Origin of the sequence: Luteimonas sp. TWI382 (assembly GCF_039674545.1) — a bacterium.
Lineage (GTDB): Bacteria > Pseudomonadota > Gammaproteobacteria > Xanthomonadales > Xanthomonadaceae > Luteimonas.
The window spans coordinates 1-26,110 of sequence record NZ_JBDJNS010000025.1 but is presented as its reverse complement, the minus strand read 5'-3'; the positions used below and the strand labels follow the sequence as shown (position 1 = coordinate 26,110).

Here is a 26,110-nt window from a genome sequence, read left to right as displayed (position 1 = left end):
CACAGTGTCGATACCGCAGCGGCATTCCGCCGGCTGCCACCCGGAGACCTTTCGCATGTCCCTCGACACCGTGCTTTACACCGCGACTGCCACCGCCACCGGTGGACGCGAAGGCCGCGCCGCCTCCAACGACGGCGCCCTCGACATCGCCCTGTCCACGCCGCGCGAACTGGGCGGCGCCGGCGGCCCGGGCACCAATCCCGAACAACTGTTCGCCGCCGGCTATGCCGCCTGCTTCCTGGGCGCACTCAAGCTGGTCGCCGGCAAGCAGAAGGTCACGCTGCCTGCCGATACCACGATCACCGGTGAAGTCGGCATCGGCCCGATTCCGGCTGGCTTCGGCATCCAGGCCACGTTGACGATCCGCGCCCCCGGCGTGCCGCGCGAGCAGTTGCAGCCGCTGGTCGAGGCCGCGCATGCGGTCTGCCCCTACTCGAACGCGACCCGCGGCAACATCGATGTGACCCTGGTCGTGGCCTGAGGGCAGCAGCCGGGCGCCATCCCAGGCGCCTGGCTCAGCGCTGCACGGGCCGACGCAGGATGAACTCCAGATCCTGCGTCGCGCCGACCGGAAACAGGTACTCGCCGACCTTGCCGAAACCATAGCGGCCATAGAAGCGCTGCGCGCCGAGGTTCTCCGACCACACGCCGACCCACAGCGTGCGCGGGCCCTCGCGCAGCAGCCAGTCCATCGCGACCTGCATCATGCGGGTGCCGAGCGCGGCCCCCTGCAGGCCACGGACGAGATACAGCCGCTTGAGCTCGCCATCGCCCGGTGCGACCTCGGCGTGCGGCAGGCCGCAGGGGCCGGCGGCGGCATGACCGACGGCCTCGCCGTTGCGCTCGAGCAGCCAGACTGCGTAGTCGGGATGGGTCAGCACGATGCGCTGGCGCTCGACGGCGTAGGCCTCGTCGAGGAAGGCCTGCAAATCATGGCGCGGATACAGATGCCCGAAGGTCTCGGTGAACGTCCGCGCAGCGAGGGCGGACAGCCGCGCCGCATCGGCTTCGACACCGCGGCGCAGTACGAAGCCCGGCGGCAGCGGCGGTTCGGCGGTGGGTTCGACAGTCATCGCGCCATTGTCGCAGCAACGCCGCGCCGGCCTCCAGCGGTGGCCGGCGCGATGTTGCGCGCCTTCAGTGCGCGGTGTGGGCCGCCGGCACCGCCCGCACGCCCTGCTGCACGCCGGTCATGTCGGGCAACCGGTGCGCGATGCCCTTGTGGCAGTCGATGCAGGTCGCCTGCCCGGTCGCAAGGTACGTGCGATGGATCTGCGCCGCCCGGCTCGCCTGGCGGGTGAGGTCCATCGAGTCGTAGTCATGACAGTTGCGGCACTCGAGCGAATCGTTGGCCTTCAGCCGCGCCCACTCGTGCTCGGCCAGCGTCAGGCGCATGTCCAGGAACTTCTCGCGCGTATTGATCGTGCCGAAGATCTTGCCCCAGACCTCCTTGGAGGCCTGCATCTTGCGTCCGATCTTGTGGGTCCAGTTGTGCGGCACGTGACAATCGGGACAGGTCGCCCGCACGCCCGAGCGGTTGTTGTAGTGGATGGTGGTCTTGAGCTCCTCGAAGACGTTGTCGCGCATCTCGTGGCAGCCGGTGCAGAACGCTTCGGTGTTGGTGACCTCCAGCGCGGTATTGAAGCCGCCCCAGAAGATCACCCCGGCGATGAACCCACCCAGCGTCAAAAAGCCCAGGCTCAGGTGGACTGCCGGCGAGCGCAGCGTCTTCCAGAACGACCGGACCGTGGCCTGGAGCCGCCCGAACGCCTTCATTGCAAGGTCTCCTCGCGCTCGGACCGCAGCACGCTGTCGATATCACGGAAGCCGTTGGCGACCAGCGGCAGCGCGTCGGTCTGCACGACGTGGCACTGCAGGCAGAAGTAGCGCCGCGAGGACACCTGCGCCAGGAACTGGTCGTCGCGATCCATGTAGTGGGTCACGCTGATCTCCGGCGCCTGGAACTGCGCGGCATTGCTGCGCGCGTGGCACAGCATGCAACGGTTGGCGTTCTTGTCGACCTGGTAGCCCTCGATGCTGTGGGGCACGGTCGGCGGCTGCATCGGGTAGGCGCGGCCGCGGCGACGATCGAAGTTCTCGACCCGCGCCATCGGCAGCGGCGTGATCTCAGCGGTAATCGGCACGTTGCGTCGCAACGGATCGATGTCCTGGACCGGATTGCCGCGCGCGCCGACCTCGGGCGCCGGCGGCACGATCTCGGGCTTGGGTGCGCGATCGCCGCACGCGGCCAGCACGAGCATCAACACGATGGCGAGGATCTTGCGCATGTCAGGCCACTCCCACCGCGGCGACCTTGGCCGCGCATTTCTTGAAATCGGTCTGCTTGGAGATCGGATCGGTCGCATCGAGCGTGACCTTGTTGATCAGCTGGGCGGCATCGAACCACGGCACGAAGATCACCCCGCGCGGCATCCGGTTGCGGCCGCGGGTCTCCACGCGCGTGCGCATCGCACCGCGCCGCGACGACACCGAGACTTCGTCGCCGCGCTTGAGACCGCGCGCGCGGGCGTCGTCGGGATGCATGAACACCACTGCCGACGGGAAAGCGCGGTACAGCTCGGGAATGCGCATGGTCATCGAACCCGAGTGCCAGTGCTCGAGCACGCGCCCGGTCACCAACCACAGGTCGTACTCGTCGTCGGGCGACTCGGCCGGCGGCTCGTAGGGCAGCGCCCAGATCACCGCACGGCCGTCCTTGTTGCCGTAGAACTGGAAGCCCGTGCCCGGCTTGACGTACGGATCAGCGCCCTCGCGGTAGCGCCAGCGCGTCTCCTTGCCGTCGACCACCGGCCAGCGCAGGCCGCGCTCACGGTGATACATGTCGAACGGCGCCAGGTCGTGCGCGTGGCCGCGACCGAACTCGGCGTACTCCTCGAACAGGCCCTTCTGCACGTAGAAGCCGAACGCATCGGCCTCGGCATTGGCGTAGCCCGCTTCGATCTCCTCGACCCCGAAGGCGTCCACTTTGCCGTTGCGGTAGAGCACGTCGAACAGCGTCTTGCCGCGGAACTGCGGGTTCGCTGCCAGGATCTCCTCGGGCCAGCACTCGTCGGTGGTGAAGCGTTTGGAGAACTCCATCAGCTGCCACAGGTCCGAGCGTGCTTCGCCCGGCGCTTGCACCAACTGATGCCAGAAGTGCGTGCGGCGTTCGGCGTTGCCGTAGGCGCCCTCCTTCTCCACCCACATCGCGGTGGGCAGGATCAGGTCGGCCGCCTGACAGGTCACCGTCGGGTAGGCGTCGGAGACGACGATGAAATTGTCGGGATTGCGGTAGCCAGGGTAGCCCTCTTCGAGCATGTTCGCGCCGGCCTGCATGTTGTTGTTGACCTGCACCCAATACGCATTGAGCTTGCCGTCGCGCAGTGCGCGGTTCTGCTCGACCGCGTGGTAGCCGACCTTGTCCTTGATGATCCCGTGCGGAATCTTCCAGATCGCCTCGGCGTGGTGACGATGCTCAGGGTTGGTGACCACCATGTCGGCCGGCAGGCGGTGGCTGAAGGTGCCGACCTCGCGCGCGGTGCCGCAGGCCGACGGTTGGCCGGTCAGCGAGAACGGGCTGTTGCCCGGCGTGGCGATCTTCCCGGTCAGCAGGTGGATGTTGTAGACCATGTTGTTGGCCCAGGTGCCGCGCGTGTGCTGGTTGAAGCCCATGGTCCAGAACGACATGACCTTGATCTTCGGATCGGCGTACAGCTCGGCCAGTTGCTCGAGCCACGCGCGCTCCACGCCGGTCATTTCGATCGTGCGCTCGAGCGTGTACGGCGCGACGAAGTCGGCGAAGGCCTGGAAGTCGATCGGCGTGCCGCCGTTGGGGTCCTGCGCGTTCTTGGCCGCGACCTCCAGCGGGTGCTCGGGCCGCAGGCCGTAGCCGATGTCGTCGTTGCCGCGCTTGAAGGTCGTGTGCCTGTCGACGAAGTCGCGGTTGACCCGACCGGTCTTGATGATGTGGTTGGCGATGAAGTTCAGGATGACCAGGTCGGTCTGCGGCTTGAACACCATCGGAATGTCGGCCAGCTCGAAACTGCGATGCTCGTAGGTCGACAGCACGGCGACCTTGACGTGCGGATGCGTGAGCCGGCGGTCGGTGACGCGCGTCCACAGGATCGGGTGCATCTCGGCCATGTTCGAGCCCCACAGCACGAACGCGTCGGCGGCCTCGATGTCGTCGTAGCACCCCATCGGCTCGTCCATGCCGAAGGTGCGCATGAAGCCGGTCACCGCCGAGGCCATGCAGTGGCGCGCGTTCGGATCGATGTGGTTGCTGCGGAAACCGGCCTTCATCAGTTTGTTGGCCGCGTAGCCCTCCCACACCGTCCACTGGCCCGAACCGAACATACCGATGCCGTCGCCGCCCTTGGCCTTGAGCACGGCGCGGAACTTCTCGGCCATGACGTCGAAGGCCTCGTCCCAGCTCACCGGGGTGAAATCGCCGTCCTTGGCGAACACGCCATTGCGCTTGCGCAGCATCGGCGTGGTCAGGCGATCGGCGCCGTAGAGCACCTTCGACAGGAAGTAGCCCTTGACGCAGTTCAGGCCGCGGTTGACCTCGGCATGGACGTCGCCGTGGGTGGCGACGACCCGGCCATCGCGCACCGCGACGTTGATGCCGCACCCGGTGCCGCAGTAGCGGCACGGCGCCTTGCTCCACTTGAGCTGGCCGTCGCCCTCGGTCATCGCCTCGGCCAGATGGGCGGGCACCGGCATGCCTGCCGCGGCTGCGGCGCTGGCGATGGCGGTATTGCGGATGAACTCGCGGCGGCTGGTCATGCCGTTGCTCCTGTCGTGTCTTGTGTACGGTGGTCGGCCGGCGCGAAGTCGCGATCGATCGCAGACGTCGGCTCGGCGTGGTGATAGACGAGGTTGACGGCCACCACGCCGGCCACCGACTGCAGCACGTCGATGCTCGCCATGAGGCCCGCGGTGCCGTCGCTTTCCTGCAGCAGCACGCTGCAGGTGTCTTCCTGCATCGCGAGTTCGAGGCCGTCGGTGGTCGCGACCGCGGCCGCCAGCGCAGCACGCGCCTGGGGACGGTGGCGGACGACCAGGCTGGCGACATGCCACTCGTGGCGGGGATCAGACATGGGCGGCTTCCTCAGGGGTGACGGGCCGCAGCGAGATCGCAGCCGATGGGCAACCGGCGACGCAGGCGCCGCAGCCAGTGCAGCGGTCCGTGGCCACGACCGGCGTGGGCACACGCGAGGCCACCGGAAAACGGATCGCCGATTCGCCGCAGGCGTCGCGGCAGCTCGAACACACGATCCCGTGCAGCGCGAGGCAGGTGTCGGCGATGCGCGCCTGCAGCGTCCAGGCCACGTCTGCGACCGGGCGGAACGCGTGGGCCTGGCAGGCGGAGGCGCACTCGGTGCAGAACGTGCATTCGCCCAGGCCCGGATCGAACACCGGCAGGCGCCCCTCGCCGATCACCAGCACGCGCTCGGGACAGGCCGCGACGCAGGCACCGCAGCCCGTGCAGGCATCGACGAACGCGCGCTCGTCCAATGCCCACGGCGGGCGCAAGGGATCTGGGTCGTGCAGACGACCGCGCAGCAGCGCGCGTCGGCGCGGATCGGGCGGTCTGGTGGCGGCGGCTACCATGACGACGGCGAACTAGTACGTCGGCGGGCCGGTGAACATCTGCCAGAACCACACGGAGAACCCGTAGCTGGCAACGATCAGCACCGACAGTATCGGGAACATCACCACGGTGATGAACAGGAACAGCAGCAACTCCTTGCGCTTGGCCCGGCGCGGATCGGCCGGCTGTGCGGGTGTGGCCAAGCGGGCAGCCTCCTGCGATTCGGGCGTCATGGCAGTCCTGTCGAAGAAGAAGTCGCGCCCGAAGGTTACCCAACCTTGGCGACAGAGGTCTTGATCTGGGTCAATACCGGGCCACTGCGCGACCTGCGTCGCACAGCGATGCACCGCACGCAGTCTTTCAGCGTGGCGCGCGGACCTGGATATGGACCTCGGCCAATTGCGCGTCGGCGATCGGCGAGGGCGCATCGGTCATCAGACACTGCGCGCCGGTGGTCTTGGGGAACGCAATGACATCGCGGATCGACTCGGTCCCGGCCATCAGCGCCGCGAGGCGATCGATGCCGAACGCGATGCCGCCGTGCGGCGGTGCGCCGTACTTCAAGGCATCGAGCAGGAAGCCGAACTTGGCCTGCGCCTCTTCGGCGCCGATGCCGAGCAGGTCGAACACCGCCGACTGCATCGACGCGCGATGGATACGGATCGAACCGCCACCGACCTCGTTGCCGTTGAGCACCATGTCGTAGCCGCGCGAGACCGCGGTCGCCGCATTGGTCCGCAGGTCGGCCTCATCATCGACCGCAGGCGCGGTGAAGGGATGATGCAAGGCGACGTAGCGCTGCGCCTCGTCGTCCCATTCGAACATCGGGAAATCGGTCACCCACAGCGGCTTCCAGCCCTCGGCCACCAGGTCGAAGTCCTTGCCGGCCTTGAGCCGGACCGCGCCCATGAAGTCGCTGACGGTCGTGTACTTGCCCGCGCCGAAGAACACCAGATCGCCGTTGCCGGCACCGACATGCGACACCAGCCCGGCGAACGCGGCCTCATCGAAGAACTTCTGGATCGGCGAGCTGATTTCGCCGGACTCGGCGATCTTGATGTACGCCAGGCCCTTGGCGCCGTACTTGCCCGCATGCGCGGCGTACTCGTCGATCTGCTTGCGGCTCAGCGACGCGCCGCCGGGGATGCGCAGCGCGCAGACACGGCCGTTGGCCTCGTTGGCCGGGCCGGCGAACACCGCAAAGCCGCAGTCCTTGACCAGGTCGGCGACGTCGACCAGTTCCAGTGCGATGCGCAGGTCCGGCTTGTCGGAGCCGTAGCGGCGCATGGCCTCGGCCCAGGTCAGGCGCGGGAACTGTGCGTCGAGCTCGACGCCGGCGACCTCACGGAACACATCGCGGATCATCGCCTCGACCGTGTCCTGCACGTCGCGCTCGGACACCCACGCGAACTCCATGTCGAGCTGGGTGAACTCCAGTTGGCGATCGGCGCGCAGCGCCTCGTCGCGGAAGCAGCGCGCCACCTGATAGTAGCGGTCGAAGCCGGACATCATCAGGATCTGCTTGAACAACTGCGGCGACTGCGGCAGCGCATAGAACTCGCCCGGATGCATGCGTGCGGGCACCAGGAAGTCGCGTGCGCCTTCGGGCGTCGCCTTGGTCAGGATCGGGGTCTCGATGTCCTGGAAGCCGCGCGCGTCGAGCCAATGGCGCAGCGCGCTGACCAGCTTGGTGCGCGTGCGCATGCGGCGCTGCATCTGCGGATGACGCAGATCCAGGTAGCGGTACTTGAGTCGCGTGTCTTCGCCGGGGTTCTCGTGATGATGGAACGGCAGCGGCTCGGCCTTGTTCAACACCTCGATGGTCTGCGCGACGATCTCGACCTGGCCGGTCCGGATCTTCGGATTGACCGAGTGCCGGCGGCGGACGACACCAGTGATGCGCAGGCAGTCCTCGTAACCCACCTGCTCGGCCCGGGCCAGCACGTCCGCGTTGCCCGGCTCGTCCGACGGCTCGGCGACGACCTGGACGATCCCCTCGTGATCGCGCAGATCGATGAAGCAGACGCCGCCGAGGTTGCGGGCGACATCGGCCCAGCCGCACAGGGTGACGGTCTGGTCGATCAGCGCCTCGTCGACGAGGCCGCAGAAATGGGTACGCATGGACACTCCGAACGCGGAAAGACACGGGATACGGGCCGCCCGGCGGGCGGAACCCGATAGTGTAAGGCGTGCGCGGCAGTGCGCGCGCGCCTGCGTTCGCAGCGGCGCCGGCCGCGCGGCCTCAGTCGGCCGCGGCGGCGGGCTTGGCGGCCGGCTTGGCCTCTACCTTGGGCGCTTCCGACTTGGCCGCCGGCGCCGGGCTCGCGGCGGCCTCGCCCGCGGGCTTGGCCGACTCGCCGCCTTCGGCCAGGTTGCGCTTCTTGTCGCCGTCCTTCTTGAAGTCGGTCTCGTACCACCCGCTGCCCGCCAGGCGGAACGCAGGCGCGGTGAGCTGACGCTTGACGGCCGCAGCGCCGCAGGCCGGACAGGTCTCGGGATCGGGATCGGAGAGCTTCTGCAGGCGGTCGAAGCTGTGGCCGCAGTCGGCGCAGCGGAATGCGTAGATCGGCATGATGGAAAGAAGGCAACCTTGACTGGGCGTGGACATGGGGGCGCCGGCGACCGGATCAAGTCCGCCGCATGCGACCGTGGCGCGTTCGCGCCGCTGCCCGACGCCGCGCCTGTCGGTTACCTCGTTCGCGCGCGACGCTACGCACCGCGCGCGTAGGCAAGAGCCAACTCGCTGGCGCGACGGACCACGGCATCGCGGGCCGCGCCGTCGAGCGCCGAGCCCTGCAGATAGCAGGCCAGCAGCCACGGCCGCCCGCCATCGGCGGGCCACAGCACGCCGATGTCGTTGCTGATGCCGCTCGCGCCTCCGGTCTTGTCGCCGACCCGCCAACCTGCGGGGGCGGCGGCGCGGATGCGTGCATCGCCCGTGCGGTTGCCGATCAGCCAGTCGGTCAACTGCAGACGCGAAGCCGGTGACAGCACGTCGCCGAGCACGAACCGCTGCAGATTGCCGGCCATCGCCTGCGGGCTGGTGGTGTCGCGCGGATCGCCGACCGCGAACACGTTGGCGAGCGGCTCGTTGCGGGCGCAGACCGTCACCGCATCGCCGGCGGCGCGCAGGAATGCGGTGAGCCCGACCGGGCCATCGACCAGCGGCAGCAGCAAGTTCGCCGCCGGGTTGTCGCTCCAGATCATCGTGGCCTGGCACAGGTCGCGCACGGTGAGGTCGCGCCCGACATGCCGGCCGGTCACCGGCGCATGCTCAAGCATGTCGGCCTCACGCACCGTGAGCCGCTGGTCCAGCGACAGCGTGCCGCGATCGGCCCGTGCGAGCACCGCCGAGGCCAGCAGGGCCTTGAAGGTGCTGGCCATCGGAAAGCGCTCGTCGACCCGGTGCCCGAACTGCACATCCCAGGCGCCGTCGCGCAGCAGCGCCACGCCGAGCCGGCCACCGCTGGCCGCTTCGAGCGCGGCCAGGTCCGGCGCCGCGGCGATCGCGTCGGGTCTCGTGCCCGCCCCCGCGGCGCGCGCCTGGGCCGGCAATGCGGCCATCGGCAGCGACAGGGCGGACAGGCCAGCAAGTTTCAACAGCGCGCGTCGCGATGCCATCGGGCAACCTCCGAGATTGGGTGAGCGCCGATTCTCGTGCCCGCGCGGCGGCGGCCACCAGCGCGAAGAATCGGGGGCAGCCATGAGCCATATCGATGGCGGAATGGCGATTTGCCCCAATCAGCGCCCGGAATGCGATCATCGATCGATCCCGCTCACCCCTGCCGCCATGTCGCGTCCGCCGCTGCCACTCAACGCGTTGCGCGCTTTCGAGGCCGCAGCGCGCCATCAGAACTTCACCCGCGCCGCGCTCGAGCTGTGCGTCAGCCAGGCCGCTCTCAGCCACCAGATCCGCAGCCTGGAAGATCGCCTGGGGGTGCGCCTGTTCCATCGCCTGCCGCGCGGCGTCGCGCTGACCGACGAGGCGAGCGCGCTGTACCCGGTCCTCAACGACGCCTTCGACCGCATCGCCACCGCGGTCCAGCGTGCCGGCGGCACCGCCGAGCGCCAGGTTCTGAGCCTGGGGGTCGTCGGCACTTTCGCCACCGGTTGGCTGCTGCCGCGGTTGCCGGCGTTCGAGGCCGCGCATCCGGAACTCGAACTGCGCCTGCAGACCCACAACAACCGCATCGACCTGGCCAGCGAAGGCCTGGATGCCGCGGTGCGCTTTGGCGACGGCGACTGGCAGGGCCAGGCCTGCACGCCGATCGTCGACACACTGTTTGCGCCGGTCTGCGCGCCTGCATTGGCACGCCGGCTGGCGAGCCCGCGCGACCTGGATCGCATGACGCTGCTGCGCTCCTACCGCGGCGACGAGTGGCCGCGCTGGCTGCAGGCGGCCGGCGCCGGCACGCTGGACGCGCGCGGGCCGGTCTTCGATTCGTCGCTGGCGCTCGCCAGTGCCGCAGCGGCCGGCGCCGGTGTGGCGCTGCTACCGCTGGCGATGTTCGAACGCGAACTGCGCGAAGGCCGGCTGGTCCAGCCCTTCGACACCGGTATCGCGCTGGGCCGCTATTGGCTGACCCAGCTGCGCTCACGGCCGGAACCGGCGCCGCTGCGCCAGTTCCGCGCCTGGCTGCAGGCACAGCGGGCGCTCGCGCCAGCGCCTGCGCCCTGACCCGCCGCTATCGCGGTGTGCCGGCGGTCAGTAACCCCAGGGCGTCGGCGGGGCCGCGACGGTCTTGGTCAGGTCGAACTCGACCTGGAACTTGCGCCCGCCTGGGCGGGTGAGTTCGTAGACGAAACGCTCGCCGGGATGGATTTCCATCGCCCAGGTGTTGGTGACCGAGTCGTTCAGGCCTTCCTTCTCGAACAGCGCGATCGACTCGGCATCGACCGGGAATTCCTGGCGCTGGTCGGTGCCGGCATTCTGGGTCTCGCCGCCGTACATCGTCACCGGGTCCTCGCTGCCATCGGGCTTGCGATGGTCGTGCTTGAGCCGCAGGCCGTGCTCGGTGCGGGTCAGGATCCAGGTGCGCGAATGGTCGTCGCCGACATGGAAAGGAATCCGCAGTTCGTGCGTCTTGTCGCTGCAGCCGCGCACATGCATCACCAGCTCTTTGCCCTCGAACGGATCGGGCGCGGCGTCGGCGGCCGGCGCCGGCTCGTTGGCGACGATACGGCCAGCGAAGGCCTCGCCGCAGTGGCGCGCGATCGCCGCCAGGAACGCGTCGGCGGGCACGTGCTCGCGCGCGGCAGCTTCGGCGGCGGCCGCAGCGGCGGCGTCGGCGGTCGGATTGGCCGGCGGCGGACGGGTGTCGGCGGCCGGTTCGGTGTTGCCGCAGGCGCCGAGCACGAGGGCGGCGGCCAGGGCGGTCGGAATCAGGAGTCGGTTCATCGCGCAACCCTACCCGCCCATGCCGCGCAACGGCAACCCGGGGTTGCCCGGGTTGCCGATCAAGCGTCGTAGAGGGCCAGCAGCTCGGCCTCGGCCGTCTCCAGCTCGTCGCGCAGCGCGGCCTGGCGCTGGCCCAGCTCGGCCACGCGCGGGCCGTCGGCATAGGTGGCCGGGTCGGCCAGCGTCGCGTCGATCCGGGCCAGTTCTGCCGCAAGGTCGGAGACCCGCGTCTCCACCTTCTGCAGCCGATGCGGATTGACCTTGGGACGCGGCGCCGGCGAGGCCGGCGGTGCCTCGGCGACGGGCGTGGCGGCCGGGGTGCGCAGCTCGCCGGCATTGCCGCGCGCGCGCAGCCACGCCGCGTATTCGTCGAGGTCGCCATCGAAGGGCACGACCTTGCCATCGGCGACGCGCCAATAGATGTCGCTGACCAGGCCGATGAGGTGGCGATCGTGCGAGACCAGCACGATCGCGCCGGGAAAGTCGCTCAGCGCCTCGGCCAGCGCCTCGCGCATCTCCAGATCGAGATGGTTGGTCGGCTCGTCGAGCAACAGCACGTTGGGCTGCAGCCAGGCGATCAGTGCCAGCGCCAGTCGCGCGCGCTCGCCGCCCGAGAAGCCGTCGATGCTCTCGAACGCGCGGTCGCCAGGAAAGCTCCATTTGCCCAGGAAGTCGCGGAAGGCCTGGGTGGCGACATTGGGCGAGAGTTCGCGCAGGTGGTCGATCGGCGACGTGCCGGCGACCAAGGATTCGACCGTATGCTGGGCGAAGTAGCCGATGCGCAGGTCCGGATGCGCGTAGCGCTCGCCGGCCAGCAGCGGCAGGTCGCCGACCAGCGACTTGACCAGGGTGGATTTGCCGGCGCCGTTGGGGCCCAGCAGGCCGATGCGGTCGCCGGCCTCCAGGCCGAACCCCACCTTGTCCAGAATCACCACCTGCCCGTCGGCCGACCGATACCCGCAGACGCCGTCGTTGATGCGCAGCAGCGCATGCGGCAGCTTCAGCGGCTGCGGGAAGTCGATCCGCACCTCGCGCTCGGCGCGCACCGCTTCGGTGTCGGCGAGCTTGGCCAGGCGCTTGACCCGCGACTGCGCCTGCTTGGCCTTCGCGGCACTGGCCTTGAAGCGATCGATGAACTTCTGCAGGTGCGCGCGCTCGGCCTGGGTCTTTTCGTGGGTGATCTGCTGCAGGCGCAACTGCTCGGCGCGCTGGCGCTCGAACGCGGTGAAGTTGCCGGTGTAGAGCTTCGCGCCGCCGCCATGCAGGTGCAGGGTGTGGGTGCAGACGTTATCGAGAAACTCGCGGTCGTGGCTGATCAGCAGCAGTGTGCCCGGGTACTTGAGCAACCACTGCTCCAGCCACAGCACCGCATCGAGGTCGAGGTGGTTGGTCGGCTCGTCGAGCAGCAGCAGGTCGCTGGGCGTCATCAGCGCGCGCGCCAGGTTCAGGCGCACGCGCCAGCCGCCGGAGAACGTGGCGACCGCACGCTGGTGGGTCTCGGCCGGGAAGCCCAGGCCGTGCAACAGCTTGCCGGCGCGCGCCGAGGCGTCGTAGGCACCGAGCTCGGCCATGCGCACATGCGCCTCGGCCACGGCCTCCCAGTCCTCGGCGGCCATCGCCTCGGCCTCGGCCTTGAGCACGCTGGCGACCGCAGCATCGCCGCCCAGCACGAACTCGATCGCCGGGTCGGGCAGCGACGGCAGTTCCTGGGCGATGCTCGCCACGCGAAGCCGGTTGGGCAGGTCGAGGTCGCCGCGGTCGGCTTCCACTTCGCCGCGCACGGCCGCGAACAGCGACGACTTGCCGGCGCCATTGCGGCCGACCACACCGGCGCGCCAGCCCGAATGCAGAGTGAGGTCGACGTCGGACAGCAGCAGGCGTTCGCCGCGCCGCAGGGCGAAATTCTTGAAAGAGATCATCCGCCGATTTTACAGGAGCCGGGGCCTCGGCCCGCCGACGCCCGCGATCGTCCCAAAAAGGGAACAATCGAAACCTATTCCTGGCCGCATTGACGCCCGTGAAACGCGCCTGTTAAATCGGCATTAACACCGCCCCCCCCCACGCCCGAGGTCCGTCATGCCCCGCCATCGCCTCACCCTTGCCCTGCTCGCCGCATTGCTGCCCGCCGCTCCCGTCGCGCTCGCGCAGGACGTCGACGCCCAGACACGCACCTCCACCCTCGACACGCTGATCGTCACCGGCACCCGGGTCAGCGACCGCACGGTCGCCGAATCGCAGTCGCCGATCGACATCATCACTGCCGAGTCGCTGCAGGCCACCGGCACCACCGAATTGGCGACCGCACTGGCACGCGCGCTGCCGTCGCTGAACTTCCCGCGGCCGGCGCTGGTGGACGGCTCCTCGGCGATCCGCCCGGCGCAGTTGCGCGGCCTCTCGCCCGACCAGGTGCTGGTGCTGGTCAACGGCAAGCGCCGCCACGCCTCCTCGCTGCTCAATCTCAACGGCACGATCGGCCGTGGCTCGGCGCCGGTCGACCTCAACACGATCCCGGTCTCTGCGATCGAGCGCGTGGAGGTGCTGCGCGACGGTGCCTCGGCCCAGTACGGCTCGGACGCGATCGCCGGTGTGGTCAACATTGTGCTCAAGGGCGCCTCGCAGGGCGGCAGCCTGGCGGTGAACCTGGGCCAGTACTCGGCCGGCGACGGCACCCAGCACCAGATCGCCGGCGACACCGGCCTGGCGCTGGGCGAGCGCGGTTTCCTGCACCTGTCGGCCCAGGTCGGCCAGCAGGAGGCGACCAATCGCGCCCGCCCATTCGCCGGCACACCCGGGCCGACCCAGCCCGCGCTCGGGCAGAAGGCATTCGTGATCGGCGAGCCCAACGTCGACTTCGGCGCCGTCGGCTTCAACACCGACATCGCCCTGACCGATGCGATCAGCCTCTACGGCTTCGGGACCGCCAGCAACCGCGATGTCACCTCGTTCGCGTTCTTCCGCGCCCCGACCAACCCGACCCAGAACATCCGCAGTATCCATCCCGACGGTTTCCTGCCGGAAATCAACAACATCTCCAAGGACCGCTCGATCGTCGCCGGCCTCAAGGGCCACACCGCCAACGAATGGAACTGGGACCTGAGCTACAACTACGGCTACAACCGGCTGGAGTTCTATACCCGCAACACGCTCAACGCGAGCCTGGGGCCCGATTCGCCGACCTCGTTCTACGACGGCGCGCTGGAGACCACGCAGAACATCGTCAATTTCGACATCAGCCGGCAGTTCGACTGGGGCCTGGCCTATCCGGTGACCCTGGCCTTCGGTGCCGAGGGCCGCAACGAGAAGTGGAACCAGTCGCCGGGCGAGCCGGGCTCGTACATCGATGCGGGCGCGGGCGTACCCGGCGCGGCGGCCGGCGCGCAAGGCTTCGGCGGCTTCGCGCCCGGCATCGCCGGGGCCTACGACCGCGACAGCCACGCGGTCTACGCGAATCTGGAGGCCGATCTGACCGAGAAATTCTCCGCCGGCTTGGCCGCGCGCTGGGAGGACTACGACGATTTCGGCAGCCAGTTGTCTGGCAAGCTGTCGGCGCGCTACGCGTTCACTGATGCGGTCGCGCTGCGCGGCACGGTGTCGAGCGGCTTCCGCGCACCGTCGCTGGCCCAGCAGTACTTCCAGACCGTGAGCACGGTGTTCCTGCCGGGCATCACCACGCCGTTCGAGATCCGCACATTCCCGGCCAGCAGCGCGGTCGCGCAGGCCTTCGGCGCCGAGCCGCTCAAGCCCGAGGAATCGCTGTCGTACAGCCTGGGCCTGGTGCTGCAGCCGGTCGACAATCTCTATGTCACGGTCGATGCCTACCAGATCGACGTCGACGACCGCATCGCGCTGTCGTCGAACCTGACCGGCAATGCGGTGCGGGCGCTGCTTGAATCGCAGGGCATCTTCGGCGTCAACGGTGGCCGCTACTTCACCAACGCCATCGACACCCGCACCCGCGGCGTTGACGTCGTCGGGACCTACCGCTGGGACCTGGCGGCCGGCAGCCTCGACCTGACCGCCGGCTACAACCATTCCAAGACCGAGATCACCCGGATCGCCGACAACCCGGCGGCGCTCGAGGCGATCGGTGTGGACCTGGAGCGCATCGACCGCGTCGAGGCCGGCCGCATCGAGCAGGGCTTCCCGCGCAACAAGCTGCTGCTGGCCGGGACCTGGAACGCCGCCGACTGGGGCTTCTCGCTGTCGACCACGCGCTACGGCAGCGTGCGCACCACGCCCAACAACCCGGCGCTGGACCAGAAGTACGGGGCCAAGTGGCTGGTCGACGTGTCGGCGACCTACAAGCCCGGCGAGAACTGGGCCCTGACGCTGGGCGCCGACAACGTGCTCAACGAGTACCCCGACGAGAACATCTTCGGCAACTCGACCAACGGGCAGTTCCCGTACAGCAACCTGTCGCCGTTCGGTTTCGGCGGCGCATTCGGCTACGCCAAGATCGCCTACACCTGGTGATGCCCCGCCCGGCGCCTGCGTGGCGCCGGGCCTCCAGCGCGCCGTCGTCGTGTGGGCAACGGCGCACCGATGTCTGCCGTCGAGACCGTGACGGCACGCCTCGCCACGCCCGCATGCCTGCGGGCGCGGGTTGCCTGGATACGGATGCGTCGGCGACACTGCAATACTTGTCCCCCACACTTCGCCGATGCCGCACAACACCGACCTGATCAACATCGTCGCCGTCGGCCTGGGCATGGCCTTCGTGTTCGGCGCGCTCGCCAACCGGCTCCGGCTCTCGCCGTTGGTGGGCTATCTGGTCGCAGGCATCCTCGTCGGGCCGTTCACGCCCGGCTTCGTCGCCGATCAGGCGCTGGCCGACCAGTTGGCCGAGATCGGCGTGATGCTGCTGATGTTCGGCGTCGGCCTGCACTTCTCGCTCAAGGACCTGCTCGACGTGAAGTCGATCGCGATCCCGGGCGCGTTGACCCAGATCACCGTGGCCACCCTGCTGGGCTGGGGGCTGGCGGCGCTGATGGGCTGGCCGACCGTCCAGGGCATCGTGTTCGGTTTCGCGCTGGCGACCGCCAGCACCGTGGTGCTGCTGCGGGCGATGGAGGAACGCCGGCTGCTCGACACCACGCGCGGCAAGATCGCGGTCGGCTGGCTGATCGTCGAGGACCTGGCCTGCGTGATCGCACTGGTGCTGATGCCGGTGCTGGCCGACGTGATGCACAGCACCGGCGGCGAGGAGACCACGGTCGGCTCGGTGCTGTTGAGCGTGGGTTGGACGCTGCTCAAGGTCGCGATGTTCGTCGCGGTAATGCTGCTGGTCGGACGTCGGGTGATCCCATGGGTCCTGGAGCGCATCGCCGGCACCGGCTCGCGCGAGCTGTTCACGCTGTCGGTGCTCGCGATCGCGCTGGGCGTGGCCTTCGGCTCGGCGGCGATCTTCAGTGTGTCGTTCGCGCTCGGCGCGTTCTTCGCCGGCATGCTGCTCAACGAGTCGGAACTCAGCCACAAGGCCGCGAACGACTCCCTGCCGCTGCGCGACGCGTTTGCGGTGCTGTTCTTCGTCTCGGTCGGCATGCTGTTCGACCCGCGCATCCTGCTGGTGCACCCCTGGCAGGTGCTGGCGACGGCGCTGATCATCATCTTCGGCAAGTCGGCGGCCGCGTTCCTGATCGTGCGCGCGTTCAAGCACCCGACCAGTACGGCCCTGACGATCTCCGCCAGTCTGGCGCAGATCGGCGAGTTCGCCTTCATCATCGCCGGGTTGGGCGTGGCGCTGGACATCCTGCCGCCCGATGGCCGCTCGCTGGTGCTCGCCGGCGCGCTGATCTCGATCATGGCCAACCCGCTGATCTTCGGCCTGCTCGACAGCTGGCAGGCGCGTCGCGCAGCCGCCACCGCGGCGTCGGCGCCCGAGCCCGCGCAGCCGGTCCAGGCGATTCCGGCCGACTTGCGCGGCCACGCGATCCTGGTCGGCTACGGGCGTGTCGGCCGGCAGTTGGCCGAACTGCTGCAGCAGCGCGAGGTGCCGCTGGTGATCATCGAAGACGACGCGGACCTGGTGCGCAAGGCGCGCGACCGCGGCCTGCTGGTGGTGCGCGGCAACGTCGCCTCCGAACCGGTGATGCGCGACGCCGCCCCCGAGCGCGCGGCGCTGGCGATCTTCGCGATTCCCCAGGCGCTGGAGGCCGGTGAGGCGATCGAGCGCATGAAGGCCATCAATCCGGGCATCACCGTGCTGGCGCGCGCGCACAGCGATGGCGAGGTCCGCCATCTGCTCGAGCACGGCGCAGACGGCGCGGTGCTGGCCGAGCGCGAACTGGCCTATTCGCTGGCCGAGATGGTCATGTCGACGCCGCCGTTCCGCCCGGTGCGCCCGGGCAGCGACGCGGCCACACCGCCGGCGCCGCAGCCGGGCTGAGCGCGCCGCAGGATCAGCGCAGTTCGGCGTCGAGGTAAGGCGCCAGGCGCGGCCACGCGAATTCGAAGCCGGACGCCAGCAAGCGCGCCGGCAGCACACGCTGCCCGTCCACCAGCAGCGTGGCCATCTCGCCCAGGCCCAGCGCCAGCGCGCGGGCCGGTACCGCCAGCAGCACCGGACGCCGCAGGGCATCGGCCAGTGCGCGCGTGAAACCGGTGTTGTCCACGGGCTCGGGCGCCGTGAGATTGAACACGCCGACCGGCGCCTGCGGCTCGCCACGCAGATGCGCCTGCAGCAACGCCCGAACCGCCGACACCCAATCCTCCCGCGCGATCCAGCTCAGCATCTGGCGGCCGTCTCCAAGCCGGGCCCCAAGGCCGAGCCGGAACGGCGGCAGCAGCCGCTGCAACATGCCGCCGTCGGGATGCAACACCACGCCGGTCCGCAGCCGCACCACCGGCACGCGATCCTCGGCGGCGCGGGCGGCGATTTCCCAGTCCTCGCACAGCCGATGCTGGAACTCGTCATGCGGCGCGCTGTCCTCGTCCAGCGGCAGATCGCCCTGGGCACCGTACCAGCCCACCGCCGAGCCGCTGAGCAGCACCTTCGGCGGGACATGCGCCGAGCCGATCCAGTCGACGAGCACGCGCGTGGGAATCAGGCGACTGTCGCGCAGCGCCTGCTTGCGCGCCGCGCTCCAGCGACGCTCGGCGATGCCCGCGCCGGCCAGATTGACGACCGCATCGAAACGGTCGTCCGACCACAATGCAGCGTAATCGCGGACCTCGACACCGTCCGGGGCCGGTGTCGACGCCCGGCGCGAGAGCCAGGTCACGCGCGCGCCGTCGCGCTGCAGGGCGCGGGTCAATGCGCTGCCGAGAAAACCGCTGCCGCCGGTGATCAGGATGTGCATGCGAGGGCCCCTGCCGCGTTGCCTGAATGCTGCCGCAGAAACGGGGAAGCGGGCGTCAAGGCAGGGGCGCTTGGACGGATCGGACGATGGTGTCCGGGGAAGGCCCGTGCCCCCACCCGGCGCGCTCGCACGCGCCGACCTCCCCCTCGGGCGGGGGAGGTGTCCGTACTCGCTCGCGCCGAGACCACGCGACAGGTGGAGAGGTGCAGGCTGCGGGCGCTCCGGCGGGGTCAGGCCTTTGCGAAGCCCAGTTCGCCGCCAGCGACGTCGACTGCGATCGTGTCGCCGCTGGCGAACTCACCGGCGAGGATGCGCGAGGCCAGCGGGTTCTCGAGCTGCTGCTGGATCGCACGCTTGAGCGGACGTGCGCCATAGACCGGGTCGAAACCGACGTTGCCCAGCAGGTCGAAGGCCGCATCCGAGACCTCGATGCGCAGCCCGCGCTCGGCCAGGCGCTTTTCCAGCCCGCGCATCTGGATCTTCGCGATCTCGCGGATCTGCGCCTTGCGCAGCGGGTGGAACACGACGATGTCGTCGAGCCGGTTGATGAATTCGGGCCGGAAATGCGCCTGCACCACGCCCATCACCGCCGCCTTCATCTGCATATAGGCCTCGGCCGAGTCGTCGCCGGCGAGTTCCTGGATCTGGTGCGAGCCGAGGTTGGAGGTCATCACGATCACCGCGTTGCGGAAATCCACCGTGCGTCCCTGGCCATCGGTCAGGCGGCCATCGTCGAGCACCTGCAGCAGGATGTTGAAGACGTCGGGATGTGCCTTCTCGACCTCGTCGAGCAGAATCACGCTGTAGGGCCGGCGGCGCACCGCCTCGGTCAGGTAACCGCCTTCCTCGTAGCCGACGTAGCCCGGAGGCGCGCCGATCAGCCGGGCGACCGAATGCTTCTCCATGAACTCGCTCATGTCGATGCGCACCATCGCGTCCTGGCTGTCGAACAGGAACTCGGCCAGCGCCTTGCACAATTCGGTCTTGCCCACGCCGGTCGGGCCCAGGAACAGGAACGAGCCGGTGGGCCGGTCGGGATCGGACAGGCCGGCCCGCGAACGGCGCACCGAATCGGAGACGACCTTGATCGCCTCTTCCTGGCCGACCACACGCGCATGCAGCTGCGACTCCATCGCCAGCAGCTTCTCGCGCTCGCCCTCGAGCATCTTGCTGACCGGAATGCCGGTCCAGCGCGCAACGACCTGCGCGATCTCCTCAGCGGTGACCTTGTCCTGCAGCAACTGGAAGCCGTGCGTTTCGGCCTCCTGGGCGGCCTTGAGCTGCTTCTCCAACTCCGGGATGCGCCCGTACTGGATCTCACTCATGCGCGCATAGTCCTGCGTGCGCTGGGCCGATTCGAGGTCGAGCTTGGCGGCCTCGATCTGCTCCTTGATCTTGGTCGCCCCCTGCACGGTGGCCTTCTCGGCCTTCCAGATCTCCTCCAGGTCGTTGTACTCGCGCTCCAGGGTCCCGATCTCGGACTCCAGGTCGGACAGGCGCTGCCGGGACTCGGCGTCCTTTTCCTTCTTCAGCGCCTCGCGCTGGATCTTGAGCTGGATCAGCCGGCGCTCCTTGCGGTCGAGCTCCTCGGGCTTGGAATCGATCTCCATGCGGATGCGGCTGGCCGCCTCATCCATCAGGTCGATGGCCTTGTCGGGCAGTTGGCGATCGGCGATGTAGCGGTTGGACAGCGTCGCCGCAGCCACGATCGCCGGATCGGTGATCTCCACGCCGTGATGCACGGCGTAGCGCTCCTTGAGGCCGCGCAGGATCGCGATCGTGTCCTCGACGCTGGGCTCGCCGACGAACACCTTCTGGAAGCGGCGCTCGAGCGCGGCGTCCTTTTCGACGTACTTGCGGTACTCGTCGAGCGTGGTCGCGCCGATGCAGTGCAGCTCGCCGCGGGCGAGCGCGGGCTTGAGCATGTTGCCCGCGTCCATCGCGCCGTCGGCCTTGCCGGCACCGACCATCGTGTGCAGTTCGTCGATGAACAGGATGATCTGGCCCTCGTTCTTGGCCAGGTCGCTGAGGACGCCCTTCAGGCGCTCCTCGAACTCGCCGCGGTACTTGGCCCCGGCGATCAGTGCGCCCATGTCGAGCGAAAGCACGCGCTTGCCGCGCAGGCCTTCGGGCACTTCATTGTTGACGATGCGCTGGGCCAGGCCTTCGACGATCGCGGTCTTGCCCACACCGGGCTCGCCGATCAGCACCGGGTTGTTCTTCGTGCGCCGCTGCAGCACCTGCACCGTGCGCCGGATCTCCTCGTCGCGACCGACCACCGGGTCGAGCTTGCCGCTCTCGGCGCGCGCGGTCAGGTCGATCGTGTACTTCTCCAGCGCCTGGCGCGCGTCCTCGGCGTTCTCGTCCTGAACGCTCTCGCCGCCGCGGACCTTCGCGATCGCGGCCTCGAGCCGGGCCTTGTCCGCGCCGGCCGCCTTCAGCGCCTTCCCCGCGTCGCCGCCATCGTCGAGCGCGGCGAGCACGAACAGCTCGGAGGCGATGAAGGCATCCCCGCGCTGCTGGGCGAGCTTGTCGGTGACGTTGAGCAGGCGCGAGAGGTCGTTGCCGACCGACAACTGGCCGGCCTGCCCGGTCACCTTGGGCATGCGCTCGAGCGCCTCGGTCAGCCGCTCGCGCAGCACCGGCACGTTGACGCCGGCCTGGCCCAACAGCGGCCGGGTGCCGCCGCCCTGCTGATCGAGCAGCGCCAGCAGCAGGTGCGCCGGCTCGATGAAGTTGTGGTCGCGGCCCACGGCCAGCGACTGCGCATCGGCCAGCGCCTGCTGGAAACGCGACGTGAGCTTGTCCATCCGCATGACGGGAGTCCTCGAAGAGAGAAGGCCGGCGCCTGCCGGCGATGTCCTCCAGATGCGGGCGAAGCGAGCGGTTGCAAGCGCCCGCCCCCGCAGAGCGCGCCCCGGCAGGCACGCCGAGCCATCGGGCGTCCTCACCCGGCACTTGCGCGGTGGCCGGCAGGATGCGGACTGATCCCGCCCGGAGCCCGCCCGCATGCAGTACCGCCTCTACTACTGGAACGGCATCCAGGGGCGCGGCGAGTTCGTACGGCTGGCGCTGGAGGACGCGGGCGCCGACTACATCGACGTGGTGCGTGAGCAGGGCGACACCGCGATGACATCGTTCCTGGCCGGCCGCGCGATCGGCCTGCGCCCGTTCGCTCCCCCATTCCTGGAGGCTGACGACCAGGTCATCGCCCAGGTCGCCGCGATCCTGCATGTCCTCGGGCCGCAGCTGGACCTGGTGCCCGACGACGCCGCGCGCCGGCTGCAGGCGCTGCAACTGCAGCTCACGATCGCCGACCTGGTGACCGAGGTCCACGACAGCCACCACCCGATCGCCAGCGCGGCGTACTACGAGGACCAGAAGGACGCCGCTGCGCGTCGGGCGGCCGACCTGCGCCAGCACCGCCTGCCGAAGTTCCTCGGCTACTTCGAAGCCGTGCTCGGGCAGGCCGGCGGCGCGCACGTGCTTGGACGCCATTGCTATGTCGACCTGTCGCTGTTCCAACTGCTGCGCGGCCTCGACTACGCCTTTCCCGAGGCGATGGCGTCGCTGTCGCCAACGCTGCCGCGGCTGCGCGCGCTCGAGGCCCGGATCGCCGAGCGTCCGAACATCGCCGCCTATCTGGCCTCCGAGCGCCGGGTGCCGTTCAACACGCAAGGGATCTTCCGCCACTACCCGGAACTCGACGGCGCAATTCCCCCTTTGGACACGTGACACGCCACACGGATTCACATCGGTTTATCGCCGCACACGCGATCATGCTGCAATGCGCCAATCACTGGAAGCCGCCACCCCCTCGCCCTCATCTTCCGCCCCGCATCGCGGACCACCGCCGCCACCGGCCGACGACTGGGCGCTGTTTCTCGACGTCGACGGTTGTCTGTTGCCATTCGCAGAACGACCCGACGCGGTCTCGGTACCTCCGCCCCTGCTCGCGCGCCTGAGTGCGTTGCGCGCCGCGCTGGGCGGCGCGCTGGCCCTGGTCAGCGGACGCAGCCTGGCAACGCTCGATCATTTGTTCGCGCCCGAGCGGTTCACGGCCGCAGGCCTGCACGGCGTCGAGCGGCGGTGCGCGGACGGCACCACCCACGGCGCGCCGTCGCCCGCCGCGCTCGCGGCGATCCGCGACGAGGCCGTTGTCGTCGCTCGCAGCTATCCTGGCGCGGTGGTCGAAGACAAAGGCGCGGCGCTCGGCCTGCACTGGCGCGCCGCGCCGCAGGCGGAGATCGCGCTGCGCGGCTTCGCCGAGGCGATGCTGCCGCGGCTGCCCGGCTATCAGCTCCAACCCGGCGACCACGTCGTCGAACTGCGCCCCGAGCACGCCGACAAGGGCAGTGCGATCCTTGCCTTCCTTGAAGAGCCGCCGTTCGCCGGCCGCCGCCCGGTGTTCGCCGGCGACGACCTGACCGACGAGACGGGCTTCGCCGCGGTCAACGCCCGCGGCGGCATCAGCGTCCTGGTCGGCGACCGCACCGCGTCGGCCGCCCAGTTCGCGCTGGCCGGCCCGGCCCAGGTCCACCGCTGGCTCGGCGTGCCCGCCCCGCTTCCCGCCCTGCCTACGGAGATCTCATGATGACGCCAGCCGACACCGCCACCCTCGACCTGGGCCTCGTCGGCAACGGCAGCTTCGGCGCGCTGTTCGACGCGAAGGCCCGGTTGGTCTGGTCGTGCCTGCCGGCCTTCGACGGCGATCCGGCGTTCTGTGCGCTGCTCTCGCCCAAAACCGGCCACGGCGATTGGTCGATCGAGCTCGACGACTTCGCGCGCAGCGAGCAGCGCTACATCGAGAACACCGCGATCCTGCGCACCGTGCTCTACGACCGCCATGGCGCTTCGATCGAGATCCTCGACTTCGCGCCGCGCTGGCGCCAGCACGGGCGGTTCTACCGCCCGGTCATGTTGACGCGCCGGGTCCGCCTGCTCTCGGGCAGCCCGCGCATCCGCGTGCTGCTGCGTCCGCTCGCCGACTGGGGTGCGCGTACGCCCGAGAGCACCTGGGGCAGCAACCACATCCGGTTCCTGCTTCGGGACTTCGCGCTGCGCGCGACCACCGACATGCCGATCCGACTGCTGCGCGAAGGCCTGCCGTTCGTGCTCGATCGCGACCTGCACTTCGTGATGGGCCCGGACGAAACACTGACTCAGCCGATCGCCGAGTTCGTGCGCGACGCCCTGCATCGCACCACCGACTACTGGCGCGAGTGGGTGCGCTACCTGTCGATCCCGCTCGACTTCCAGGAGGCGGTGATCCGCAGCGCGATCACCCTCAAGCTGTGCCAGTACGAGGACAGCGGCGGCATCATCGCCGCGATGACCACCTCGATCCCCGAGGCACCGGGCACTGCGCGCAACTGGGACTACCGCTACTGCTGGCTGCGCGACGCCGCCTTCGTGGTACGCACGCTCAATCGCCTGGGCGCGACCCGGACGATGGAGGAGTACATCCGCTACATCTTCAACCTGGCGGTCAGCGACGACGGCGACATGCAACCGGTCTACGGCATCGATTACGCGCACGAGCTGACCGAAGAGGAATTGCCGGCGCTGGCCGGCTACCGCGGCATGGGCCCGGTGCGCCGCGGCAACCTGGCCTATGTGCAGCGCCAGCACGATACCTACGGCAGTGTCGTGCTGGCCTCGGCCCAATTGTTCTTCGACCGCCGCCTCGAGCATCCAGGCGATACAGCGACGTTCGCCAAGCTCGAACCGCTGGGCGACCTGGCCTGGAAACTCTACGACCAGCCCGATGCCGGCCTGTGGGAATTCCGCGGCAAGGCCCACGTGCACACCTATTCCAGCGCGATGTGCTGGGCGGCCTGCGACCGGCTGGCGCGGATCGCGGTGCAGCTCGGCCTGGACGCGCGCGCCACGCACTGGCGCGAGCGCGCCGACACGATGCGCACCCGCATCCTGGCCGAGGCCTGGAATGGAGAACTCGGCCACTTCGCCGACGCCTTCGGCGGCGATCGCCTCGACGCCTCGCTGCTGCTGCTCGCCGACCTGGGCTTCGTATCGCCCGAGGATCCGCGCTTTGTCGCCACCGTCGATGCGATCGGGCGAACGCTGCGCCACGGCGACGGCCTGTTCCGCTACGTCGTGCCCGACGATTTCGGTGAACCGGAGACCAGTTTCACGATCTGCACGTTCTGGTACATCGACGCACTCGCCTCGATCGGACGCCAACACGAGGCGCGCAGCCTGTTCGAGACCATGCTCGCACGTCGCAACCACCTGGGCCTGTTGTCGGAGGACATGTCGTTCGAGGATGGCGAGGCCTGGGGCAACTTCCCGCAGACCTACTCGCATGTGGGCCTGATCATGGCGGCGATGCGGCTGTCGCGTTCCTGGCAGGAGGCAGCATGAGCCGCCTGGTCGTCGTCTCCAACCGGGTGGCGCTGCCGGACTCGGACCAGAACGGCGGCCTGGCAACCGCGCTCGACGCCGCGCTCAAGGAGGCCGGCGGCCTGTGGTTCGGCTGGAGCGGCAAGGTCGCGCGCGCACACTCGGGGGAACCGCACCGCGCCACGCACGACAACATCGACTACCTGACGATCGATCTGTCGCGCGAGGACTACGAGGGCTACTACAACGGCTTCTCCAACCGCACGCTGTGGCCGCTGCTGCATTTCCGGCTGGACCTGGTCGACTACAACGCGATGACCCAGGCCGCCTACCGCGGCGTCAATGCGCTGTTCGCCGAGAAGCTGGCCAAGGAGATCCGCGACGAGGACATCGTCTGGGTCCACGACTATCACCTACTGCCGCTGGCGCAGGAACTGCGCAGGCGCGGCGTGCGCGCGCGCATCGGTTTCTTCCTGCATGTGCCGTTTCCGTCGGCCGACATCGTCGCCGGGCTGCCGCACCACGAGAAGACGTTCGGTGCACTGGCGGCCTACGACCTGGTCGGCTTCCAGACCGAACGCGACCTGGAGCGGTTCCAGGACTACATCCGCCTGTTCCGCGGCGGCAGCGTGGCAGCGCGCGGGACGCTGCGCGACCATGACGGGCGCAGCTTCCAGGCCGACGCCTTCCCGATCGGCATCGACGCCTCGGCGATCGCGGCGCTGGCGGCCAACGCCTCGCGCAACCCGGCCGTGCGCCGGATGCAGGCCAGCCTCACCGGTCGCGCGCTGGCGATCGGCGTGGACCGCCTCGACTATTCCAAGGGCCTGCCCGAGCGCTTCCGCGCCTTCGAGCGCGTGCTCGACAAGCACACCGACCTGCGCGGACAGCTGACCTATCTGCAGATCGCCCCGGTCTCGCGCGGTGGTGTCGCCAGCTACCGCGCCCTGCGCCGCGAACTGGAGCAGTACGCCGGCCACATCAACGGCGCCCATGCCGACCCCGACTGGACGCCGATGCGCTACGTCAATCGCACCTACCCGCATGCGACGCTGGCCGGCTTCTACCGCCTGGCGCGCATCGGCCTGGTCACCCCACTGCGCGACGGCATGAACCTGGTTGCCAAGGAATACGTCGCGTCCCAGGATCCCCAGGACCCCGGCGCGCTGGTGCTGTCGATCTTCGCCGGCGCCGCACGCGAGCTCGACGGGGCCCTGCTGATCAACCCCTTCGACAGCGACGGCGTCGCCGATGCGATCGCCGCCGCGTTGAAGATGCCGCTGGACGAACGCCGCGAACGCTGGCAATCGATGATGCAGCGCATCTCCAGCTACGACATCCACGCCTGGCGCCGCGACTTTCTCGACCGCCTCCAACAGACCCGCTAACCCGGGGCCAAAACCGGGGTCAGAGTCGCTTTTCCTGCGAGTTGGTCGACGCCCTCAGGCGTTGCCG

22 protein-coding genes are annotated in these 26,110 nt (G+C 69.3%); 8 read left to right on the top strand and 14 right to left on the bottom strand.

What is annotated here, in order from left to right; translation table 11 throughout:
- Positions 1–55: 55 nt before the first annotated feature.
- On the top strand, positions 56–481 hold the full coding sequence (locus ABE505_RS13915) for an organic hydroperoxide resistance protein (protein WP_346441590.1): 426 nt from the start codon (positions 56–58) through the stop codon (positions 479–481).
- Between the two features lie 34 nt (positions 482–515).
- Here ABE505_RS13915 and ABE505_RS13910 read toward each other — a convergent pair whose 3' ends face one another.
- The 10 genes from ABE505_RS13910 to bla all read right to left on the bottom strand — a co-directional run bounded on the left by ABE505_RS13910 (position 516) and on the right by bla (position 9,217).
- Positions 516–1,073, bottom strand: coding sequence for a GNAT family N-acetyltransferase (locus ABE505_RS13910; RefSeq protein WP_346441591.1), 558 nt, complete (start codon positions 1,071–1,073; stop codon positions 516–518).
- A 64-nt stretch (positions 1,074–1,137) separates the two neighbouring features.
- A complete protein-coding gene (locus ABE505_RS13905) occupies positions 1,138–1,776 on the bottom strand; it encodes a cytochrome c3 family protein (RefSeq protein WP_346441592.1) in 639 nt (212 codons plus the stop codon).
- Positions 1,773–2,288 (bottom strand): nitrate reductase cytochrome c-type subunit, encoded by a 516-nt coding sequence (locus ABE505_RS13900; RefSeq protein WP_346441593.1) that lies wholly within the window; start codon positions 2,286–2,288, stop codon positions 1,773–1,775. Before ABE505_RS13900 ends, ABE505_RS13905 begins: the two co-directional genes overlap by 4 nt.
- Position 2,289: 1 nt before the next feature.
- The gene (gene napA / locus ABE505_RS13895) at positions 2,290–4,788 is read right to left on the bottom strand and encodes a periplasmic nitrate reductase subunit alpha (RefSeq protein ID WP_346441594.1); all 2,499 of its coding nucleotides are present in this window, start codon (positions 4,786–4,788) and stop codon (positions 2,290–2,292) included.
- On the bottom strand, positions 4,785–5,102 hold the full coding sequence (locus ABE505_RS13890) for a chaperone NapD (protein ID WP_346441595.1): 318 nt from the start codon (positions 5,100–5,102) through the stop codon (positions 4,785–4,787). The genes napA and ABE505_RS13890 overlap by 4 nt, the downstream gene beginning before the upstream one ends.
- Complete coding sequence (gene napF / locus ABE505_RS13885; RefSeq protein WP_346441596.1) at positions 5,095–5,616, bottom strand: ferredoxin-type protein NapF; 522 nt, start codon at positions 5,614–5,616, stop codon at positions 5,095–5,097. The genes ABE505_RS13890 and napF overlap by 8 nt, the downstream gene beginning before the upstream one ends.
- Positions 5,617–5,628: 12 nt before the next feature.
- Entirely contained in the window at positions 5,629–5,829 is a 201-nt protein-coding gene (gene napE, locus ABE505_RS13880; protein WP_346441597.1) for a periplasmic nitrate reductase, NapE protein, read from the bottom strand.
- Between the two features lie 127 nt (positions 5,830–5,956).
- Positions 5,957–7,717 carry an aspartate--tRNA ligase gene (gene aspS, locus ABE505_RS13875; protein WP_346441598.1) on the bottom strand — a complete coding sequence of 587 codons (1,761 nt, stop codon included), beginning with the start codon at positions 7,715–7,717 and terminating at the stop codon, positions 5,957–5,959.
- Positions 7,718–7,838: 121 nt separating this feature from the next.
- Positions 7,839–8,168, bottom strand: coding sequence for a zinc ribbon domain-containing protein (locus ABE505_RS13870; protein ID WP_346441599.1), 330 nt, complete (start codon positions 8,166–8,168; stop codon positions 7,839–7,841).
- A 137-nt stretch (positions 8,169–8,305) separates the two neighbouring features.
- The gene (bla, locus tag ABE505_RS13865) at positions 8,306–9,217 is read right to left on the bottom strand and encodes a class A beta-lactamase (protein ID WP_346441600.1); all 912 of its coding nucleotides are present in this window, start codon (positions 9,215–9,217) and stop codon (positions 8,306–8,308) included.
- Between the two features lie 169 nt (positions 9,218–9,386).
- Between bla and ABE505_RS13860 the strand changes: the two genes are divergently transcribed.
- Positions 9,387–10,274 (top strand): LysR substrate-binding domain-containing protein, encoded by an 888-nt coding sequence (locus tag ABE505_RS13860; RefSeq protein ID WP_346441601.1) that lies wholly within the window; start codon positions 9,387–9,389, stop codon positions 10,272–10,274.
- A gap of 27 nt (positions 10,275–10,301) precedes the next feature.
- Here ABE505_RS13860 and ABE505_RS13855 read toward each other — a convergent pair whose 3' ends face one another.
- Positions 10,302–10,994, bottom strand: coding sequence for a hypothetical protein (locus ABE505_RS13855; RefSeq protein WP_346441602.1), 693 nt, complete (start codon positions 10,992–10,994; stop codon positions 10,302–10,304).
- Between the two features lie 59 nt (positions 10,995–11,053).
- Complete coding sequence (locus ABE505_RS13850) at positions 11,054–12,913, bottom strand: ABC-F family ATP-binding cassette domain-containing protein (protein WP_346441603.1); 1,860 nt, start codon at positions 12,911–12,913, stop codon at positions 11,054–11,056.
- Between the two features lie 157 nt (positions 12,914–13,070).
- Between ABE505_RS13850 and ABE505_RS13845 the strand changes: the two genes are divergently transcribed.
- Entirely contained in the window at positions 13,071–15,467 is a 2,397-nt protein-coding gene (locus ABE505_RS13845; protein WP_346441604.1) for a TonB-dependent receptor, read from the top strand.
- A 187-nt stretch (positions 15,468–15,654) separates the two neighbouring features.
- The gene (gene ybaL / locus ABE505_RS13840) at positions 15,655–17,379 is read left to right on the top strand and encodes a YbaL family putative K(+) efflux transporter (RefSeq protein WP_346441605.1); all 1,725 of its coding nucleotides are present in this window, start codon (positions 15,655–15,657) and stop codon (positions 17,377–17,379) included.
- 13 nt (positions 17,380–17,392) lie between these two features.
- Here ybaL and ABE505_RS13835 read toward each other — a convergent pair whose 3' ends face one another.
- Together ABE505_RS13835 and clpB are read right to left on the bottom strand one after the other, a co-directional pair.
- The gene (locus tag ABE505_RS13835) at positions 17,393–18,292 is read right to left on the bottom strand and encodes a TIGR01777 family oxidoreductase (protein ID WP_346441606.1); all 900 of its coding nucleotides are present in this window, start codon (positions 18,290–18,292) and stop codon (positions 17,393–17,395) included.
- A gap of 230 nt (positions 18,293–18,522) precedes the next feature.
- On the bottom strand, positions 18,523–21,108 hold the full coding sequence (clpB, locus tag ABE505_RS13830) for an ATP-dependent chaperone ClpB (protein WP_346441607.1): 2,586 nt from the start codon (positions 21,106–21,108) through the stop codon (positions 18,523–18,525).
- Positions 21,109–21,301: 193 nt separating this feature from the next.
- Here clpB and ABE505_RS13825 point away from each other — a divergent pair, with 193 nt between their 5' ends.
- Genes ABE505_RS13825 through otsA form a run of 4 tightly spaced genes read left to right on the top strand, consistent with a single transcriptional unit; the run spans position 21,302 to position 26,043 of the window.
- Positions 21,302–22,027, top strand: coding sequence for a glutathione S-transferase (locus tag ABE505_RS13825; protein ID WP_346441608.1), 726 nt, complete (start codon positions 21,302–21,304; stop codon positions 22,025–22,027).
- A gap of 52 nt (positions 22,028–22,079) precedes the next feature.
- Positions 22,080–22,886 carry a trehalose-phosphatase gene (gene otsB / locus ABE505_RS13820; RefSeq protein ID WP_346441609.1) on the top strand — a complete coding sequence of 269 codons (807 nt, stop codon included), beginning with the start codon at positions 22,080–22,082 and terminating at the stop codon, positions 22,884–22,886.
- Positions 22,886–24,676: a glycoside hydrolase family 15 protein gene (locus tag ABE505_RS13815; RefSeq protein WP_346441876.1), complete on the top strand. Its 1,791-nt coding sequence runs from the start codon at positions 22,886–22,888 to the stop codon at positions 24,674–24,676. The genes otsB and ABE505_RS13815 overlap by 1 nt, the downstream gene beginning before the upstream one ends.
- A complete protein-coding gene (otsA, locus tag ABE505_RS13810) occupies positions 24,673–26,043 on the top strand; it encodes an alpha,alpha-trehalose-phosphate synthase (UDP-forming) (protein WP_346441610.1) in 1,371 nt (456 codons plus the stop codon). Before ABE505_RS13815 ends, otsA begins: the two co-directional genes overlap by 4 nt.
- The last annotated feature ends 67 nt before the right edge of the window (positions 26,044–26,110 follow it).